13 protein-coding genes are annotated in these 16,786 nt (G+C 70.3%); 10 read left to right on the top strand and 3 right to left on the bottom strand.

What is annotated here, in order from left to right; translation table 11 throughout:
* Positions 1–92 precede the first annotated feature (92 nt).
* The gene (locus BIX52_RS18450) at positions 93–2,438 is read left to right on the top strand and encodes a transketolase (protein WP_075222563.1); all 2,346 of its coding nucleotides are present in this window, start codon (positions 93–95) and stop codon (positions 2,436–2,438) included.
* A gap of 193 nt (positions 2,439–2,631) precedes the next feature.
* On the top strand, positions 2,632–3,270 hold the full coding sequence (locus tag BIX52_RS18455) for a DUF5872 domain-containing protein (RefSeq protein ID WP_075222564.1): 639 nt from the start codon (positions 2,632–2,634) through the stop codon (positions 3,268–3,270).
* A gap of 18 nt (positions 3,271–3,288) precedes the next feature.
* Here the strand turns inward: BIX52_RS18455 and BIX52_RS22995 are convergent, their stop codons facing one another.
* Positions 3,289–4,560: a DUF6473 family protein gene (locus BIX52_RS22995; RefSeq protein WP_075222565.1), complete on the bottom strand. Its 1,272-nt coding sequence runs from the start codon at positions 4,558–4,560 to the stop codon at positions 3,289–3,291.
* 213 nt (positions 4,561–4,773) lie between these two features.
* On the opposite strand from BIX52_RS22995, the gene BIX52_RS18465 reads away from it, so the two are divergent.
* The 7 genes from BIX52_RS18465 (at position 4,774) to BIX52_RS18495 (ending at position 14,317) form a co-directional block, all read left to right on the top strand.
* Positions 4,774–7,053 (top strand): penicillin acylase family protein, encoded by a 2,280-nt coding sequence (locus BIX52_RS18465; protein ID WP_075222566.1) that lies wholly within the window; start codon positions 4,774–4,776, stop codon positions 7,051–7,053.
* Entirely contained in the window at positions 7,046–8,566 is a 1,521-nt protein-coding gene (locus BIX52_RS18470; RefSeq protein WP_075222567.1) for a GH3 family acyl-acid amido synthetase, read from the top strand. The genes BIX52_RS18465 and BIX52_RS18470 overlap by 8 nt, the downstream gene beginning before the upstream one ends.
* Positions 8,567–8,632: 66 nt before the next feature.
* Positions 8,633–9,658 (top strand): dienelactone hydrolase family protein, encoded by a 1,026-nt coding sequence (locus BIX52_RS18475; protein ID WP_075222568.1) that lies wholly within the window; start codon positions 8,633–8,635, stop codon positions 9,656–9,658.
* Positions 9,659–9,808: 150 nt separating this feature from the next.
* Entirely contained in the window at positions 9,809–10,249 is a 441-nt protein-coding gene (locus BIX52_RS18480) for an acyl-CoA thioesterase (RefSeq protein ID WP_075222569.1), read from the top strand.
* A 417-nt stretch (positions 10,250–10,666) separates the two neighbouring features.
* Positions 10,667–11,845 (top strand): vWA domain-containing protein, encoded by a 1,179-nt coding sequence (locus BIX52_RS18485; protein ID WP_075222570.1) that lies wholly within the window; start codon positions 10,667–10,669, stop codon positions 11,843–11,845.
* A 280-nt stretch (positions 11,846–12,125) separates the two neighbouring features.
* Positions 12,126–12,827, top strand: coding sequence for a MarR family winged helix-turn-helix transcriptional regulator (locus tag BIX52_RS18490; protein WP_205647856.1), 702 nt, complete (start codon positions 12,126–12,128; stop codon positions 12,825–12,827).
* Entirely contained in the window at positions 12,827–14,317 is a 1,491-nt protein-coding gene (locus tag BIX52_RS18495) for a hypothetical protein (protein WP_075222572.1), read from the top strand. Before BIX52_RS18490 ends, BIX52_RS18495 begins: the two co-directional genes overlap by 1 nt.
* A 3-nt stretch (positions 14,318–14,320) precedes the next feature.
* Here the strand turns inward: BIX52_RS18495 and BIX52_RS18500 are convergent, their stop codons facing one another.
* Positions 14,321–15,136: an oxepin-CoA hydrolase, alternative type gene (locus tag BIX52_RS18500; RefSeq protein ID WP_075222573.1), complete on the bottom strand. Its 816-nt coding sequence runs from the start codon at positions 15,134–15,136 to the stop codon at positions 14,321–14,323.
* A 332-nt stretch (positions 15,137–15,468) separates the two neighbouring features.
* On the opposite strand from BIX52_RS18500, the gene BIX52_RS18505 reads away from it, so the two are divergent.
* Positions 15,469–16,191 (top strand): nitroreductase, encoded by a 723-nt coding sequence (locus BIX52_RS18505; protein ID WP_205647857.1) that lies wholly within the window; start codon positions 15,469–15,471, stop codon positions 16,189–16,191.
* A gap of 311 nt (positions 16,192–16,502) precedes the next feature.
* Here the strand turns inward: BIX52_RS18505 and BIX52_RS18510 are convergent.
* On the bottom strand, positions 16,503–16,786 hold a 284-nt coding region (locus BIX52_RS18510), incomplete at its 5' end, for a transposase (RefSeq protein WP_139312810.1).

The raw sequence follows: 16,786 nt of genomic DNA on the forward strand, positions 1-16,786 counted from the left end.
GCCATAGGCGGCCAAAATGGCCGCTGCGGCAGTGCTGGCGTCAATCGCCTCACGCGCCTACACTCGGCCCATAGACATAGGGAGAGACCGGCATGGACGCGCGGCTGTCTGAGATCGAGCGCAAGGTGCTGTGGCTGTCGCAGTGGATGATCCACTCGGCCAACCATCTGCGCGAGGCCGGTGAGGTGAAGGTCGGCGGCCATCAGGCCTCCTCGGCGTCGCTCGCCCAGATCATGACCGCGCTCTATTTCCGCGTGATGCGGCCGGAAGACAAAGTCGCCGTCAAGCCGCACGCCTCGCCGGTCTTCCACGCCATCCAATATCTCGCCGGAAGGGAATCGCTCGACCGCCTGAAGGCGTTCCGCGGCCTCGGCGGGTCGCAGTCCTATCCTTCCCGCACCAAGGACAAGGGCGTCGACGGGACCACCCCGGTCGACTTCTCCACCGGCTCGGTCGGCCTCGGTGTCGCCGCCACCGCCTTCTCCTCGCTGATCCAGGACTATGTCGCCGCCAAGGGCTGGTCCGGCGACCGTCCGCTCGGCCGCATGATCGCCCTGGTGGGCGATGCGGAGATCGACGAGGGCAACGTCTACGAATGCCTGCAGGAAGGCTGGAAGCACGGCCTCAGAAACACCTGGTGGGTGATCGACTATAACCGCCAGAGCCTGGACGGCGTCGTGCGCGAGGGCCTCTACGCGCGCATCACCGAAGTCTTCAAGGCGTTCGGCTGGGACATCGTCACGATCAAATATGGTGCGCTGCAGCGGGCCGCCTTCGCAGAAGCCGGTGGCGAGGCGCTGCGCCAGTGGATCGACGATTGTCCGAACCCGATCTACTCCGCGCTCTGCTTCCAGGGCGGCGCCGCCTGGCGCAAGCGGCTGACGGCCGAGATCGGTGACAAGCCGGGCGTCGCCGACCTCCTCGCCAAGCGTGACGACGATGCGCTCGGCAAGCTGATGGCCAACCTCGGCGGCCACTGCCTCAAGACCGTCGTCGACGCCTTCGAGGGCATCGACCATGACCGCCCGGTCGTCTTCATCGCCTACACGGTGAAGGGCTGGGGCACGCCGCTGGCCGGCCACAAGGACAACCACGCTGGTCTGATGACCCCCGCCCAGATGGCCGGTTTCCAGGAGACCATGGGCGTCCCCGCAGGCGCCGAATGGGACATCGCCGCGGGTCTCGACATCTCGGCGGACGACGTAGCCGACTTCATCGCCTCCACCCCCTATTTCGGCGCCCGGCGCGACACGGCGGACCGCCCCGCCCTCGCCGCCCCCGCGCTGAAGCCGCCGGCGGACAAGGTGGTCTCCACCCAGGCCGCCTTCGGCAAGATCCTCGACGAGGTGGCGCGCGGCGGCGGCGACTTCGCCGACCGCGTGGTGACGATGAGCCCCGACGTCACCGTGTCAACCAATCTCGGTCCATGGGTGAACCGGCGCGGCCTGTTCGGGCGCGAGGCGATCGCCGACTCGTTCCGCGAGCAGCGCATCCCCTCGGCGCAGAAGTGGCAGTTCTCGCCCGAAGGCCAGCACATCGAGCTCGGCATCGCCGAGATGAACCACTTCCTGGCGCTCGGCGCCGCGGGCCTCGCCCACGAGCATTTCGGCGAGATCCTCTTCCCCGTCGGCACGCTCTACGATCCGTTCATCGCCCGCGGCCTCGATGCGCTGAACTATGCCTGCTACCAGGACGCGGCCTTCCTGCTGGTGGCGACCCCCTCGGGCATCACGCTCGCCCCCGAAGGCGGCGCCCACCAGTCCATCGGCACGCCGATGATCGGCATCTCCCAGCCCGGCCTCTCCTGCTACGAGCCCGCCTTCGCCGACGAGCTGCCGGTGATGATGGCCGATGCCTTCGCCCGCATGGCCGGCGGCAAGACCGGCGACCGCGCCACCTATCTGCGCCTCTCCACCCGCCCGCTGGAGCAGCCCATGCGCCAGATGACGGACGAGCTCGCCGCGGACATCCTGGCCGGCGCCTACTGGCTGCGCGAACCCGGCCCCTCGGCCGAGATCGTCGTCGCCGTGCAGGGTGTCGTGACGCCGGAAGCGATCCAGTCCGCCGCGCTGATCGCCGAGGGACGGCGCGATGTCGGCATCCTCGCCGTGACCTCCGCCGATCGCCTCTTCGCCGGCTGGCAGGCCGCCCGCGCCGCCCGCCGCCAGGGCGAGGCCGCCCTCTCCCATGTCGAGAAGATCATGGAGAGCCTGCCGCGCCACTGCGGCCTCGTCACCGTGATCGACGGCCACCCGGCGACGCTCGGCTGGCTCGGCGGCGTCGCGGGGCACCGCATCGCCGCCCTCGGCGTCGAGGCGTTCGGCCAGACCGGCACCATCGCCGACCTCTACCGCCACTACGGGATCGACGCGCACGGCATCGCCGCAGCCGCCGACGAACTCGCCCCGCGCCGCCGCATCCATCTCGCCGCCGGCTGACCGCCCGCTCCGGCGGCGCCACGCGCACGCGAGACGCCGCAAGGGCTCGGGCTTCACCAACGGACAGGCTCCCGGCATCTCCTGCGTTTGCCCGAGGGAACCGGCAGTGTGGGCCTGCGTGCGAAACCGCTGCCGCAGGCGGGGAACACTTTGCGCGGCGGCCACGTTGGCGCTGCAAAGTGGAGTGAACGCCATGTCGACAGCAAAACGTACCGATCCGAAGCTCTGGGACAAGGTGAAGGACGAGATCACCCGCTCGTCCAAAGGCGGCGAGCCGGGCGAGTGGTCCGCCCGAAAGGCGCAGATGGCCGTGCAGGAGTACAAGAAGCGCGGCGGAGGTTATGTCGGCGGCAAGCGGTCCGACAACGACCTGACCGAGTGGGCCGAGGAAGAGTGGAACACCAAGTCCGGTAAGAAGAGCAAGGACACCGGCGAGCGCTATCTGCCCAAGTCCGCCCGCAAGGCGCTGTCCGATGAAGACTACGCCCGCACCACCGCCAAGAAGCGCAAGGACAGCGCGAAGGGCAAGCAACACTCGCAGCAGCCGGCGGACATCGCCGCGAAGACCGCCCGGCAGCGCCACGACGGCGGCAGCGCGTCCGCCGAGCCCACCAAGGCCGACCTGATGGATGTCGCCCGCGCTCTCGGCATCGAAGGCCGGTCCAAGATGGACAAGGACACTCTGCAATCGGCCGTGCTGGGCGCGGTGAAGGACAGCGAGGACGTCAGCAAGGACGACCTCATGACCCTCGCCCGCGCGTTCGACGTGTCCGGCCGCTCCACCATGGGCAAGGCCGACCTGAAACGCGCCATCGCCGGCGCCGCGGGTTAGATCCCGCCGCGGCCGGCTTTACTCGGCCACGGGCTTCGATGCGGCGGCGCGCTTTGCCCGGCGGGCCGCCAACGCGGCGCTCCGGCGCTCCTCGATGCTGCGGCGCAACGTACCGTCTCCGTCCGCCTCGGCCTTACGCGCCCGCCGCCCCTCACCGCTCGCGCGCACCGCGCCGTCCTCGCGCCTCACGCCGCCCTCGCGCTTCGTGGTGTCGTTGCGGCGCGCGCCATCCCTACGGCGCCCGCCATCGACTTTCTCCGCGGCATCGGCGCGTGCGGCGTGGGCTCTGCCGACCGCATCGCCCCCGCCGGGCGCGCCCTCGCGACCGGCCGCCGCGCCATCCCTGCGCGCGCCTCCGCCCCGGCGCGCCGTCCCGTCCGGGCGCTGACGGCGCGCACGCGGCGCGGGCTCGTCGTCCGCCGCGGGAAGAGGAACGCGCCGTTCCCCGAGGGGCTTGGGCGTCCCCGTCGCCAGCGCGCGGATCGCATCGGCGTGCCGGGCGATCTCGGCCGCCGCCGTCCGATGCATCGCCACGGAGGGGTAGAGGTCGACCGCGACGGTCTCCTTCCCGTCCGTCACCTCGTAGGGCATGCCCTCGTTGCTGACGATCTCGAGGCTATACTCGAACACGTCCTTCAGGTTCTCCCACATGCGCCGGTCCACACAGTGCGGGAAGGAGAAGATATCGCGGTAGCTGTCCTTCGTGAGCGGGCGCGCCGGACGGTCGCTGAAGTACATGATGACGGCAGGGCGTCCCAATGCCCGCTTCAACTCCTTGTACTCTTCCAGCACGAAGTCCTGGCCTTTGTGGATCTGCTCCACCACCGCCTCGAACGGCTGCGTCTTGAACGCCTTGCGATAGCCGACGCCGCCGCGCACGTTGGTGCCCGCGGTCAGCCCCAGCCCCAGCGCGTCCGTCTTCACCCGCATGGTGCGCCCGGTGATGCGCGTGAACCAGTCGTTCGAGTGCCCGTCCGCACCACACACCTGGAAGATCGGCACCGCGTCCGACGTCGCCAGATAGTGCAGCAGGCTCGGCCGCTTCAGATACATGAACGGGTTGCCGCCGGCCGTGCCGAGGTTGCGCGCGCGAATGCCGTAGTCCTCGGAAAGCACCGTCGACAGCGGGCGTTCAACGAAACGGCCGAACACCCGCGCGGAACCGACGATGTTGAGGTCCGCCGGCTCGTCGACCGGCCATTGCGGCCCGCGCAGCTGGAGGTCGAAACGCTCGAAGAGCTTGTAGTCGAAGAACGCCGCATCTCGCTCTTGGTACGCTTCGTTTCCCATTCGGGTCCGATCCTACTCTCGTGTCGCGGGCACCATAGAGACGGCACGCCCTGCTGCGAAGTGCCGCGTTTTGCCCGAATGGTTGTTATTACCGCGGTCCGGAGCCATCAAGTGCCGCGAAAGCCGCTTCGACGCCGCCCCCCGCCGCACGTTCTGCGGTCTGGCGCGATCAGGCGGCGGAACCAACCATTCAAGGCGGCGGTTTTTCCGGCAATGGCTTCCTCAACGTTCACCGACCTCTCCCGGCGCACACGTCAGGCCTTCAGCCTCGCAGGGCTCACCGCATCGGTCCTGCGGCGCTCGGGGCTGAAGCGCTTCCCCGCCCTCTCGGTGGAACAGCGCCTCGCCATGCTGCCCGCCCGGGCGCCGGTCTCCGCCCCGCTGTCGATCCGCTGGAACGATCATCACATCCCCTTCGTCGAGGCCGCGAACGACCGCGACGCCGCCGTCGGCCTCGGCATCGTCCACGGCCACCTGCGCCTCGCCCAGATGGAGCTGATGCGCCGCGTCGCCCTCGGCCGCGTGTCCGAGGTCGCAGGAACCGCCGCGCTGGAGCTCGACAAGCTCACCCGCCTCATCGACTTCCCGCGCGCCACGGCCGCCTCGCTCGCCATGATGCCCGCCGCCACGCGCGACTGGGTCGACGGGTTCGCGGACGGCATCAACGCCGCCGCCGAGGCCCGGCTTCCGCCCGAGTTCGACATGCTCGGCCTCGGCTTCGCGCCGTGGACCGCCGAGGACCTCTTCGCCGTCTCGCGCCTCTGCTCGGCCGACTATGCGTGGCGCGTCTGGCGCACGCTGAACCCGCTGCGCGAGGATCCCGAATGGTCGCGCATGTGGGGCGAACTCATCGGCATCGCCGCGGTGGCCGACGAGGACATTCCCATCGACGCCGCGCATCTGGACGAGGCGCTTCCCTCCGCGTTCGACCGGGCCGGCTCCAACGCCTTCGCCGTCGCCGGAAGCCGCACCCGGTCCGGCACGCCGATGCTCGCCTGCGACCCCCACCACATCATCGCCGCGCCCAACCTGTGGCTCATCGCCGGGTTCAGGACGCCGGAGCTTTCGGTGTGGGGCTTCATGATCCCGGCGCTGCCCATCTTCGGCGTCGGCCGCAACCAGCACGGGGCGTGGGGCGGCACCAACCTCCACGCCACATCGTCCGAGCTGGTGGACGTCGCGGGCGAGGCGCTCACCGACCGCGCGGTCACGATCGCCGCGGGCAAGTCGACGCAGCCGATGACGGTTCGCGAGAGTGTCCACGGCCCCATCGTCAGCGATGCGCAGGCGTTCAACATGACGACCGGCACCGTCGCGCTGAAGTGGCTCGGCCACCGCCCCAGCGACGAGTTCACCCCGTTCCGCGACCTGATGCGCGCGTACTCGTGGCAGACCTTCGCGGACGCGGTCGACCGTTACGCGCTGCCCGGCCTCAACATGATCTGGGCCGACCCGTCCGGATCCATCGGCAAGATGATCGCCGCCCACATCCCCGAGCGGCCTCTCGAGACGCCGGCCGATCTCGTCATCGGCGCGGCGGAGGCCGAGCGGCAATGGTCGCGCCTTCTCACCGGGCGCGAGCTTCCGATGGTGGTCGACCCGCCCGAGGGCTACGTCGTCTCCTCCAACGAGGAGCCGGTGGCGTCGCCGGTGACGATCAGCCTGTTCTACGCCTCAGGTCACCGCTTCCAGCGCATCGGCGAGATGCTGTCCGCCGGGCGCGACTTCACCGCCGCGGACCTGAAGGCGATGCAGCAGGACGTCTTCCACGCAGGAGCGCTCGCCGTCGCCGAGAAGCTGCGCATCGCGGCGTCCGACGTCGGCCTGTCAGGCCCGGTGATGGAGGCGATCGCAACCTGGGACGGGCGCTATGCGGTGGACTCGGTCGGGGCGCTGGCGTTCGAGCTGGTCACCGAGCCGCTGGTGAAATCGCTGGAGGAGCGTGCCGCGGTGCGCTTCGTCAGCCCGCATTGGCGGCCCTTCTCGCGCCTGTCGCGGCTGGTGGACGGGGCGACGAAGGCCGACCTCGTGGCCGCGCTCGGGATCGCGCTGGAGGCCGCCGCCGACCCCTTCGCCAAGCACAAGACATGGGGCGCGCTGCACAAGGTGCGGCTTTCCCACCCGCTCACCAAGCTCCCCTGGCTCGCCTCGCGCCTGCCGGTGATCGAGTTTCCGTCCGGCGGCTCCAACGACACGGTGATGAAGTCCATGCACCCGATCACGCAGAAGCCGCATGCGTCGAACTTCGGCGCCAACGCGCGCTTCGTCGCCGACCTCGCCCACGAGGATGCCACCTGGGCCGTGCTGCTCGGCGGGCAGGACGGCTGGCCCGGATCGCGCACCATGTTCGACATGATCGGCGCCTGGAAGCGCGGCGACCAGATCCGCCTGCCCTTCTCGCAGTCCGCGCTCGCCGACGCCTTCCGTCACACCACCGCCGTCGCTCCCGTCCCGGCCCTTTCGGCCCCGCCCGCCGCACCCGCCGATGCTTGACGCGACGCCCCTCCTGCGCGGCTACGCCAAGCTGCGCGACAAGCGCCTCGCCCGCCGCTCCTCCGTCGCCACGCAGGAGGCCGAGCTTCTGGCCCTCGTGCGCCGCGCCGCCAAGACCACCTTCGGCCGCGACCACGACTTCCACTCCATCCGCACGGTGAAGGACTTTCAGGACCGCGTCCCTTTACGCACCTTCGAGGACTTCCGGCGCGACTATTTCGAGGCCGCCTTCCCGGTGCTCGACGATGTGACGTGGCCGGGCCGCATTCCCTATTTCGCCGTCTCGTCCGGCACCTCGTCAGGCCGCACCAAGCACATCCCGGTCAGCCGGGCGATGATCCGCTCCAATGCGCGCGCCGGCACCGACCTTCTCGCCCACCACGTCCGCCGCTATCCGAAGAGCGACGTTCTCGGCGGCAAGTCGTTCATGCTGTCCGGCTCGGTGGCGATGCAGGAGCTGGGCGACGGCATCATGGCGGGCGACCTTTCCGGCATCGCGCGGCTGGAAAACCCGTCCTGGTCGACGCCCTTCGTGTTCCCGTCCATCAAAGAGGCGCTGGAGGCGGACTGGGAAACCAAGATCGACCGGCTCGCCCGCCTGTCGCTCGACGAGCCGATCCGCTGCCTCGCCGGAACGCCCTCGTGGCTGCTCCTCTTCCTCGACCGGCTCGCCGCCGTGTCGGGCCGCGCTCACGACGTGCGCGCCCTCTATCCCGGCCTCAACCTCCTCGTTTATGGCGGGATGAGCTTTGCCCCCTACGAAGCCACCTTCCGCGAATGGTGCCCGAGCCCCGACGTCGATTGGCGCGAAGTTTATTCGGCGTCGGAAGGCTTCGTCGCCTCCGCCGACCGCGGCATCCACGACGGTATGCGCCTCAACACCGACATGGGCCTCTTCTTCGAGTTCGTGCCGATCGACGAGTGGGAGAGCGAAAACCCGACCCGCCTCACCCTCGCCGACGCGCCGGCGGGCGAATATGGCCTCGTCCTCTCCACCTGCGCTGGCCTTTGGGCCTACAAGATCGGCGACGTGGTCGAGCTGATCCCCAGCGAGCCGCCGCGCGTGAAAGTGACCGGGCGCACGTCCTATTATCTCTCCGCGTTCGGCGAGCATCTGTCCGGCCGCGAGATCGAGCGCGCGGTGATCGCCGCCGCCCACGACGCGGGGCGGGAGGTGGCCGAATATACCGTGGCGCCGATCTACCCCACCAAGGGCGAAAGCGCCGGCCAGCACCTCTTCGTGGTGGAGACGGACGGGCCGGTGGCCGACATCGCCCGCTTCACCAAGGCGCTGGACGAGACGTTGAAGGACGGCAACGAGGACTACGAGGTCCACCGCAGCGGCGACTATCAGCTCAAGGCGCCGCGCGTCGTCATCGTGCCGCCGGGCAGCTTCAACGCCTGGATGCGCGCGCGCGGCAAGCTCGGCGGACAGAACAAGGTGCCGCGCGTGGCCACCAGCGAGGCGCTTCGCGATGACGTCATGAAACTTGCGGCAGGGGAAAACGTTTGAAAACCAGGCCGCGCTCGATCATGCGGTTGCCCCGTGTCCGCCACACCCCGAGGAGCGCGCCCGCTTATGGATGACGTCAGCTACGAGACCGTCCGCATCCCCACAGCGAACCCTTTCGTGCTGGCCGACCACGACCCGTCCGGCAAGCCCGTGCCGATGGCCGCCGAACTCTACAAGCCCGCGACGCTGCCGGGTCCCTTCCCCGCCGTCGTCGTGTCCGAAGGGCTCGGCGGGGTGAAGACGGTGCGCGAGCGGCGTTATGGCCGCTTTCTGGCGCAGCACGGCTTCGTCGCGCTGGTGGTCGATTCCTTCAAGACGCGCGGCTTCCACAAGGCGGCGCACCCCATTCGCGCCGTCAACGTGACCGAGTCGATGATGCTGGCGGACGCTTTCGCCGGCCTCACCTGGCTCGCCGACCGGCCGGACGTGGACCCGGCGCGGATCTACAATATCGGCTTCTCCTATGGCGGGATGATCTCCATCCTCACCGCTTACGAGCAGATCCGCCGCCTGTTCGTCGCGTCCGACGAGAAGTTCGCCGCCCACGTGTCCTACTACGGCCCGACCGTTCCGCGGCTGGAGGACTACCGCACGACCGGCGCGCCGGTCGCCATCCTCAACGGTGAGCTGGACGAGAATTTCGATCCCAAGCGGCTCGAACTCATCGCCGGTGACCTGAAGAACGGCGGATCGCTGGTGGAGAACGTGGTGTTCCCGGACACCTATCACCAATGGGACTCCGACGATCTGAAGCGCCGCTTCGATCCGTTCAACATCAAGGCGCTCGGCGTCTGGATCGACCCGGACAATAAGCTGTTCGACGAGCGCAACGGCCGGCAGGTGAAGGACTTCAAGTCGCGGCTGATGATGATCGCCGGGTCGGTCAGCCTGAAGGGGTTCCACCTCCTGCGCGATCCGGAGATCATGCAAAAGTCTGACCGGATCCTGCTCAACTATCTCTCGATCCCGGCGGACGACCCGGAAGCGTTGGGGAAGCAGCCCTCCGTGAAGGGCGAGGCCGCCCCGCCGATGCCGCCGGAACGCGCCGAGGACGAGGTTCTGGCCGGCGGCGTGCCGGCCACCGAGGACTGAACGGACCGAGGCGGCGGCGCCGTCACCGCCTTGTCCGAAAAATGCGGGACGGTCGGCGCGCCGGGCGGAAGTTGAATTGTGCCAGTGCGCGCCCTTTGCCACTCTCGGCCGAGCAGGGCGCGGCCCTTTGCGCCCTGCGAAGGAGTTTCGATGCGACCACCGCCTTCCCGCCTGTCGGACTATCCCCTGAGCGAAACCTTCACCACGCGCTGGGCCGACAACGACGTCTACGGCCACATCAACAACGCAGCCTATTACGGGTTCATCGACACGGCGGTGAACCGCTACATGATCGCGCGGGCGGGAATCGACATTCACGCCGGGCCGGTCATCGCCCTGGTGGTGGAGACGGGGTGCCGCTATCACGCGCCGCTGTCCTTCCCGCAGGACGTGGTCGTGGCGCTGAAGGTTGCGCGCATCGGCACATCCAGCGTCACCTGGCACGCCGGTCTGTTCGAGGCTCCGGCCGGCCCCGGCGCCACCGCAGCGGCCGAGGCGCACTTCACCCACGTCCTCGTGGCGCGCGACACGCGCCGGCCCGAGCCCTGGCCGGACCAGATGCGCGACGCTTTGGCGAGCGCCATGGGGTGATCCGCTGCGGCGGAAAGGCGCCTGCCCGCAGCGAAGGCCGGCGGGCGGCTCGCCCACCAAAGTGGCGAGTTCTGTGGCAGTCGGGTGACGCCGGGCGGCTCCGGCCCGCGCCCGCGAAGGACCGGCGGCCGGCGCCGCGTTGCAGCGCGGCCCGCGTCGTGGGATGATCCGGCCAACCCCATCAATTAGATCAGTCCCGATGTTTGACCATATGCCGCGTGAAGTCGTTGCCATCGCCCTCCTCGCCAGCCTGGTCGGGCAGGTCGCGCTGTTCAAATATTTCGCCTTCGCCGTCACGCTCTGACCCTCGCCGCCCGGCGCTGGCCGAGCCCCCCGCGCTGATCGAGCGGCGCGCCCTCGCCAAAGCGGCCGCCGCCGTGCCACAAGGCGGGCAGACGCTCGCCTGACGGAACCCCCATGGACCACGCGCCGCAGCCGCACGACGGCCGCCTTGCCGAAAATATCGCCGTCTTCGCCCGTGTCCTGCGCGAGTCGGGCCTGCCCGTCGGCCCCGCCCATGCGGTGGACGCGGTGCGCGCCGTCGAAGCCGCGGGGATCGGTAGCCGCGGCGACGTGAGGGCCGCGCTGAAGTCCGTCTTCGTCCACAAGCGGGACGAGATGGCCGTGTTCGACGCCGCGTTCGACGCCTTCTTCCAAGGCCGTAACCTGCTCGACAAGATGATGGAGCTGCTCTCCCCCGTCGTCGACGAGCGCAAGGCGCCGGAAAAGCCGCGTGCCGGTGCCGCTCGCGTGGCCGAGGCGCTGAAGCCGCCGCAACGCCGCGAAAGCCGTGAGAGGCCGGACGAGATCGAGATCGACGCGCGGCTCACCTCGTCCGACCGCGAGATCCTGCGCACCAAGGACTTCGCGCAGATGACCGCGGCCGAGCTTTCCGTCGCCCGCCTCGCCATCGCCCGCCTCGCCTTCGACGCTGACCGGGTGGAGACGCGCCGCCGCGTCGCCGCCCCGCGCGGCCGGTTCGATCCGCGCCGCTCCATGCGCGCCGCCATGCGCACAGGGGGCGAGATGGTGAGCCCGCGCCTCACCGCCCGTGCGGTCAAGCCGCCGCCCATCGTCGCCCTTTGCGACATTTCCGGCTCCATGGCCGACTATTCGCGCGTGATGCTGCACTTCCTACACGCGCTGGGCGAGCGGCGGCGCGTGTCGACCTTCCTGTTCGGCACGCGGCTCACCAACGTCAGCCGCGCCCTCACCCGGCGCGATCCTGACGAGGCGCTGGCCATGGCCTCCTCGCAGGTGGCCGACTGGTCCGGCGGAACGCGCATCGGCGAGGCGCTGGAGCGGTTCAACAAGGACTGGTCGCGGCGTGTTCTGTCAGGCGGGCCGATCGTGCTCCTGGTGACGGACGGGCTGGAGCGAGACGGCGACCTTGGCCGCCTGTCGTTCGAGGCGGACCGTCTGCGCCGCTCCTGCCGCCAGCTCCTGTTCCTCAACCCGCTGCTGCGCTTCGACAGGTTCGAGCCGCGCGCCCAGGGAATCCGCGCGCTGCTGCCTCACGTCGACGCGATGCGGCCGATCCACTCGGTCGAAAGCGTCGCCGACCTCGCCGCCGCACTCACCGGAACGCGCCGCTGACGGACGCGCGACGGCCCGCACGACGCTGCCCCGTCGACGGCTCACCGGCGCAGGCCGAGAGCACGGCCGGTGATATCGCGCGCGAAAAGGGCAAGGCGCGTCCCATAGGCCAGTGCTATCGCTCGGCGGCCAATCTTCATGCGCCGCCGGGGTTCTTCAGCGCGCCCCATTTGCCGGATCATGTACCCGCATACTATTCTCGGAGGCATCGCCCCCTGTCGCCACGGCGCCAGCGCGGCGACCCCATTGCGGCACCGCCGCGCGATGCCGGAGACGCCGGGTGGACCCGCCCCGCACTGTGCCGACGAACAGGCTTCTCTTCCGCGACATCGCTCGGATGCGCGCCACCCTGTTCGATCGGATGCTTGAGCCGCTCGGCCTCACATCCAGCCAGTCCAGCGTCATCGGCCATCTCTACCGCGAAGACGGGCTCACCCAGAGCGAGCTGGCGGCGCCGCTCGGTATCGGCGCGGTGGCCGCGGGCGGGCTGGTCGAGCGGCTGGAGGCCCGCGGTCTCGTCGCCCGCCGCCCCTGCCAGAGGGACCGCCGCGCCAACCGCGTGCGGCTGGACCCCAGCGCTTACCCGCTGCTGGACGCCATTGCGGACGCGATCGCCGAAATCGACGCTGTGGCCTTCGCCGGATTGTCCGCCGGCGAGGTCGCCGCGCTGGAAACGACGTTGCGGCACGTGCGCGGCAACCTGAAGTCCGCGTTGAAGGGCGGGCTCTGCGCCGCCCCGCCTCGCGTTGCGCCAACCGCCGCCTCCGCCGAACACGGCGCGCCGCAGCTCCCCGCCGCGCCGACCGCGCACACCTCGGCACGACCCACCTCGGCTCCACCCACCTTGCCTCAATCGCCGCCATCGACCTCCCCGGCGGCCTCGGCCTCAGCACCACCGGCCGCCGCACCGTCCGCCCGGTCATCCACCGTGGCGGATGCGGACCGCGCCCCTCCAGACAGCGGCGACATCAAAGCCTCATAATGCCTCACCCGTCCGGCCCGGCCTCTCCGGCCCCGTCTGCACCCGCAGACCCTCCGCTCGCCCCGCTGAAGCGCCTCACGGCGATCACGCTCGCCCTTCTCGCCGTCTTCGGCCTCGCCACCCGCGTCACCGGCGCGACGTGGATCGCCGCCGTCGCCGCGGTTCTGCTGGTCGTCTTCCTCGCGGTGGGGCAGCCGCTGATCTCGCGGCGGGAGCGCACCCTCGCGACGGCGGCGATCCTCCTCGGCCTCCTCGGCCTGGCGCTGCTCGACGATCCCTTCGCGGTCATGTGGGCCGGGGTGCAGCAATCATGCTTCCTCGCCTCGTTCATGGTGCTCATCGGCATCATGCGCGAACCGGCCAAGACCTCGCTCGCCATCGACAATCTGGGCCGCTACCTCACCCGCCAGCCGCCCAGCCGGCGCTATGGCGCCATCGCCATCGGCGCGGCGGTGCTGGCCGCGCTCGCCAATGTCGGCGCATTGGCGCTGCTGGCGCCGCTGGTTCAGGCCGGTGTCAGCGCCGCCAAGGACGCGGGCGACACGCCGGAGATCACCGCCATCAAGGAGCGGCGGCAATATTCGGCCACCCTGCGCGGCTTCGCCCTCGTCGTCATGTTCTCGCCCACGACGGTGACGCAGGCGCTCTTGAACGACCTCTTCCCCGGCGCCGATCCGTCGATGGTGCTACTGTCCGGGTTCCTTCTCGCGCTCACCTGGCTCGTCATCGGCTGGAGCGAGGATCAGCTTGAGGGCCGCGTGATCCGCCGCGGCCTCTTGCGCACGGGGACGCTGCCGCAGCGCCGGCCGCCGCTCCCCATGCCGCTCACCGCCCTGCGCGACCTTTCCCTCATCGTCGCCGCGCTGATCGCCTCCGCCGTCCTCATCACCAACACCTTCCACACCGAGGTCGTCCCGGCCTTGATGATGACCACCCCCTTCCTCACCGTGATCTGGCTGACGACGCAGAACGCGGGACTGCCGCCGCGCGCCCGCGCCGCAACGGTGGGGCTGAGGATCGAGGGGATCGTCATGCGCGCGCTGCCGAGCTCGGCACCGGAGGCGGTCACCTTGGCGTCGGCCGGGTTCATCGGCACCATGCTCGGCGCGCTCATCCCGACCGACGCGCTCGCCTTCACGCTGGGGACCGGAGCGGCGGGCCACATCCTCATCATCGCGGCGATGCCGGTGGTGGTGCTTCTCGCCGCGCAGATCGCGCTGACGCCGATCGTCGTCGCGGTGTGTCTGGCCGCCTCGTACCAGGCGCTCGGCGAACTACCGGTCTCGCCGCTCGCCATGGTGCTGTCGCTCAGCGTGGGGTGGGCCCTGTCGCTCACGGCGTCGCAATATACCGCGGCGCCGCTGATCTTGAGCCGCCTCACCCGGATCCACACCTTCACTCTCTCGTGGGGATGGAACTGGATCTACAACCTGTCGGTCTATGTCGCGTCCGTCACCTTCATCAGCGCGCTGGAGCTGGCGTTGATGTGACCGTCACACCGGCTCGCGCCCGTGCGCCGGCGGCGGGGCGATGGTGGTGAAGTCCGCCGGGCGCTTCTCCAGGAAGGCGGCGAGGCCCTCGGCGGCCTCCGGTCCTCCCAGCGCTTCGGCGATGCCCTCGGCCTCCAGGTCGAGCTGGGTGAAGAGCGGCGTGATCGGCGCGCCCGACACCAGCGCCTTGCCGCGCGCGATCGCCGCCGCGGGTCCGCGCGCCAGCTCCGCCGCCCAGTCCTGCGCCGCGGCCAGGGCCTCGCCCGGCTCGGTCAGGCGGTTGACGAGGCCGAGCGCATGCAGCCGCTCCACGCCGACGCGGTCGCCGGTCCACACCATTTCCTGCACGAGCTGACGCGGCAACGCGCTGCCGAGGAAGGCGGTGGCCCCGCCGTCGGGCGTCAGGCCGATCTTGACGTAGGCGACCGAGAGGTAGGCGTTTCGCGCGGCGACGATGAGATCACACGCCGCCGCCAGCGATGCGCCCGCCCCCGCAGCGCCCCCTTCCACCGCGGCGATCACCGGCAGGCGGCTGTCGCGGATGGCGCGGATCAGGGCGTGCAGCTTCTCCACCGTGGCGCGGCGCTCGGCCGGCTCGGCGGCCACGCGCTCCTTCAGCCCCTGGATGTTGCCGCCGGAGCAGAAAAAGCCGCCCGCCCCGGTCAGCACCACGGCGCGGATGGTGGGATCGGCCTCGGCCAGCCCCAGCGCGTCGGTGAGACCGAGATAGACCTCCGGCACGAGCGAGTTGCGGCTGGCCGGGTCGTTGTTCACCAGCGTCAGGACAGGCCCGTTTCTGTCGACTTCCACGCGCGCCATGGCGCCCTCCCTCTCCGGACGGGTGATCCCGCCTCATCTGATTTCGCGCCTGACGTGGTCGCCCACCGACAGCACGCCTCGCACGTCGCGCTCCTGCACCGCGCCCCGCATGAGGCGACGTTTGTCCGCCCACAACCGCCCGCGCTCGACCGCCTGGCAACGGAAGCCTCTTCCTATCGGGCGAGCCTATGGCCTTTTGCGCGACACGGGCCGCATCTTCCCACAGAGCGCGCGTGCGGCCTATCCTGCGGCGGGCCGCGCAATGCGCCGACATCAGGGCCGCGCCGTCCGTGTGCACGGGACGCGGAAGGCGGCCGGCAGGAAGGACCTCCATGACAGACGCCACCACCGCACCCTCTCCGGCCCCCGCCCGATCGTCGACGATGAGCGTGGCGGAGGCGGTTGCCCGACGCATCTCCGTGCGCGCCTTCCGGCCGGACCCGGTTCCGGATGCCGTGGTGAGGCGCGTCCTCGGCGCGGCGGCGCGGGCGCCGTCGGGGGGCAATCTGCAGCCCTGGCACGTGGACGTGGTCGCCGGGTCGGCGATGGCGCGGTTCCGAGCGATGATGGTGGACGTGTTGGCCGAGTATCCGCGCGGCGAGCCTGACAAGGAGTATCACGTCTACCCGCCGGATCTGTCGTCCCCCTACAAGGAGCGCCGCTTCGACGTCGGCGAGACGATGTATGCCACCATCGGCATCGCGCGGGAGGACAAAAAGGCGCGCGGGGCGTGGTACCGCCGCAACGCCGACTTCTTCGGCGCGCCGCTGTCGCTGTTCGTCACCGTGGACCGGCAGATGGGCCCGCCCCAATGGGCGGACGTCGGCATGTTCCTGCAAACGGTGATGCTGTTGCTCGAGGCGGCGGGGCTCGGCACCTGCGCCCAGGAATATTGGGCCAACTATCCGAAGGCGGTGACGGGTTTCCTCGGCACGCCGCCGGAGCGGATCCTCTTCACCGGCCTTGCGGTCGGGTATCCGGACGAGGCGCATCCGTCGCGCGCGCATCGGTCCAACCGCGTCCCCCTCGCCGATTTCGCGACCTTCCACGACTGATCGGCGCCGCCCCCGACCGGCCCCAGCCGAACGCGCCGGGACCCCAAACCGAGACGCCGCCTCCGCACCTCCGCCGCGCCCGCCCCATCCGACCAGCCCAGCGCCGCGCCGAGCCGATCCTCACCTGACGCTGCCGCCAGGCCCGTGGCGCTCCCCACACGCAGCGGGCGCCCCATGGCAGGGTGGTTCCACCCCCCCGCCCAAGGACGGCGGGGCCTCGGTGTCTGTTCCTCGGAGCCGCCCTCGCTGCGGTCAGTCCGGCGCCGGGCGGGGGCGGGGTGCAAGGGGGAACAGCGAAGTATCCGTCTTGCTCAAGCGATATTCGGCACCCAATCGCGGCCGTCACGCAGCATGGCGTTGGCGATGACAACGAGTTTGCGCATGAGCGCCGTCAGCGCGACCTTGGCCGGCTTTCCCGCCGCGATGAGGCGCTGATAAACCCGCCGCAGTGCAGGATTGTGCCGTGAGGCGACGAGGGCCGGCATATAAAGCGCCGTGCGCAACGCCCCGCGCCCGCCGCGGATCGTTCGCCGGCCCATTCGCATCCCGGAATCGTTCGCCATCGGCGCAAGCCCCGCAAGGCTCGCCGCCTGCC

Source organism: Acuticoccus yangtzensis (genome assembly GCF_001927245.1).
GTDB classification, from domain to species: Bacteria; Pseudomonadota; Alphaproteobacteria; order Rhizobiales; family Amorphaceae; genus Acuticoccus; species Acuticoccus yangtzensis.

Bases quoted from the DNA above. Each gene is read 5' to 3' on its own strand.
- BIX52_RS18450 (WP_075222563.1), top strand. From the start codon at position 93: ATGGACGCGCGGCTGTCTGAGATCGAGCGCAAGGTGCTGTGGCTGTCG.
- BIX52_RS18455 (WP_075222564.1), top strand. From the start codon at position 2,632: ATGTCGACAGCAAAACGTACCGATCCGAAGCTCTGGGACAAGGTGAAG.
- BIX52_RS22995 (WP_075222565.1), bottom strand. From the start codon at position 4,560: ATGGGAAACGAAGCGTACCAAGAGCGAGATGCGGCGTTCTTCGACTAC.
- BIX52_RS18465 (WP_075222566.1), top strand. From the start codon at position 4,774: ATGGCTTCCTCAACGTTCACCGACCTCTCCCGGCGCACACGTCAGGCC.
- BIX52_RS18470 (WP_075222567.1), top strand. From the start codon at position 7,046: ATGCTTGACGCGACGCCCCTCCTGCGCGGCTACGCCAAGCTGCGCGAC.
- BIX52_RS18475 (WP_075222568.1), top strand. From the start codon at position 8,633: ATGGATGACGTCAGCTACGAGACCGTCCGCATCCCCACAGCGAACCCT.
- BIX52_RS18480 (WP_075222569.1), top strand. From the start codon at position 9,809: ATGCGACCACCGCCTTCCCGCCTGTCGGACTATCCCCTGAGCGAAACC.
- BIX52_RS18485 (WP_075222570.1), top strand. From the start codon at position 10,667: ATGGACCACGCGCCGCAGCCGCACGACGGCCGCCTTGCCGAAAATATC.
- BIX52_RS18495 (WP_075222572.1), top strand. From the start codon at position 12,827: ATGCCTCACCCGTCCGGCCCGGCCTCTCCGGCCCCGTCTGCACCCGCA.
- BIX52_RS18500 (WP_075222573.1), bottom strand. From the start codon at position 15,136: ATGGCGCGCGTGGAAGTCGACAGAAACGGGCCTGTCCTGACGCTGGTG.
- BIX52_RS18505 (WP_205647857.1), top strand. From the start codon at position 15,469: ATGACAGACGCCACCACCGCACCCTCTCCGGCCCCCGCCCGATCGTCG.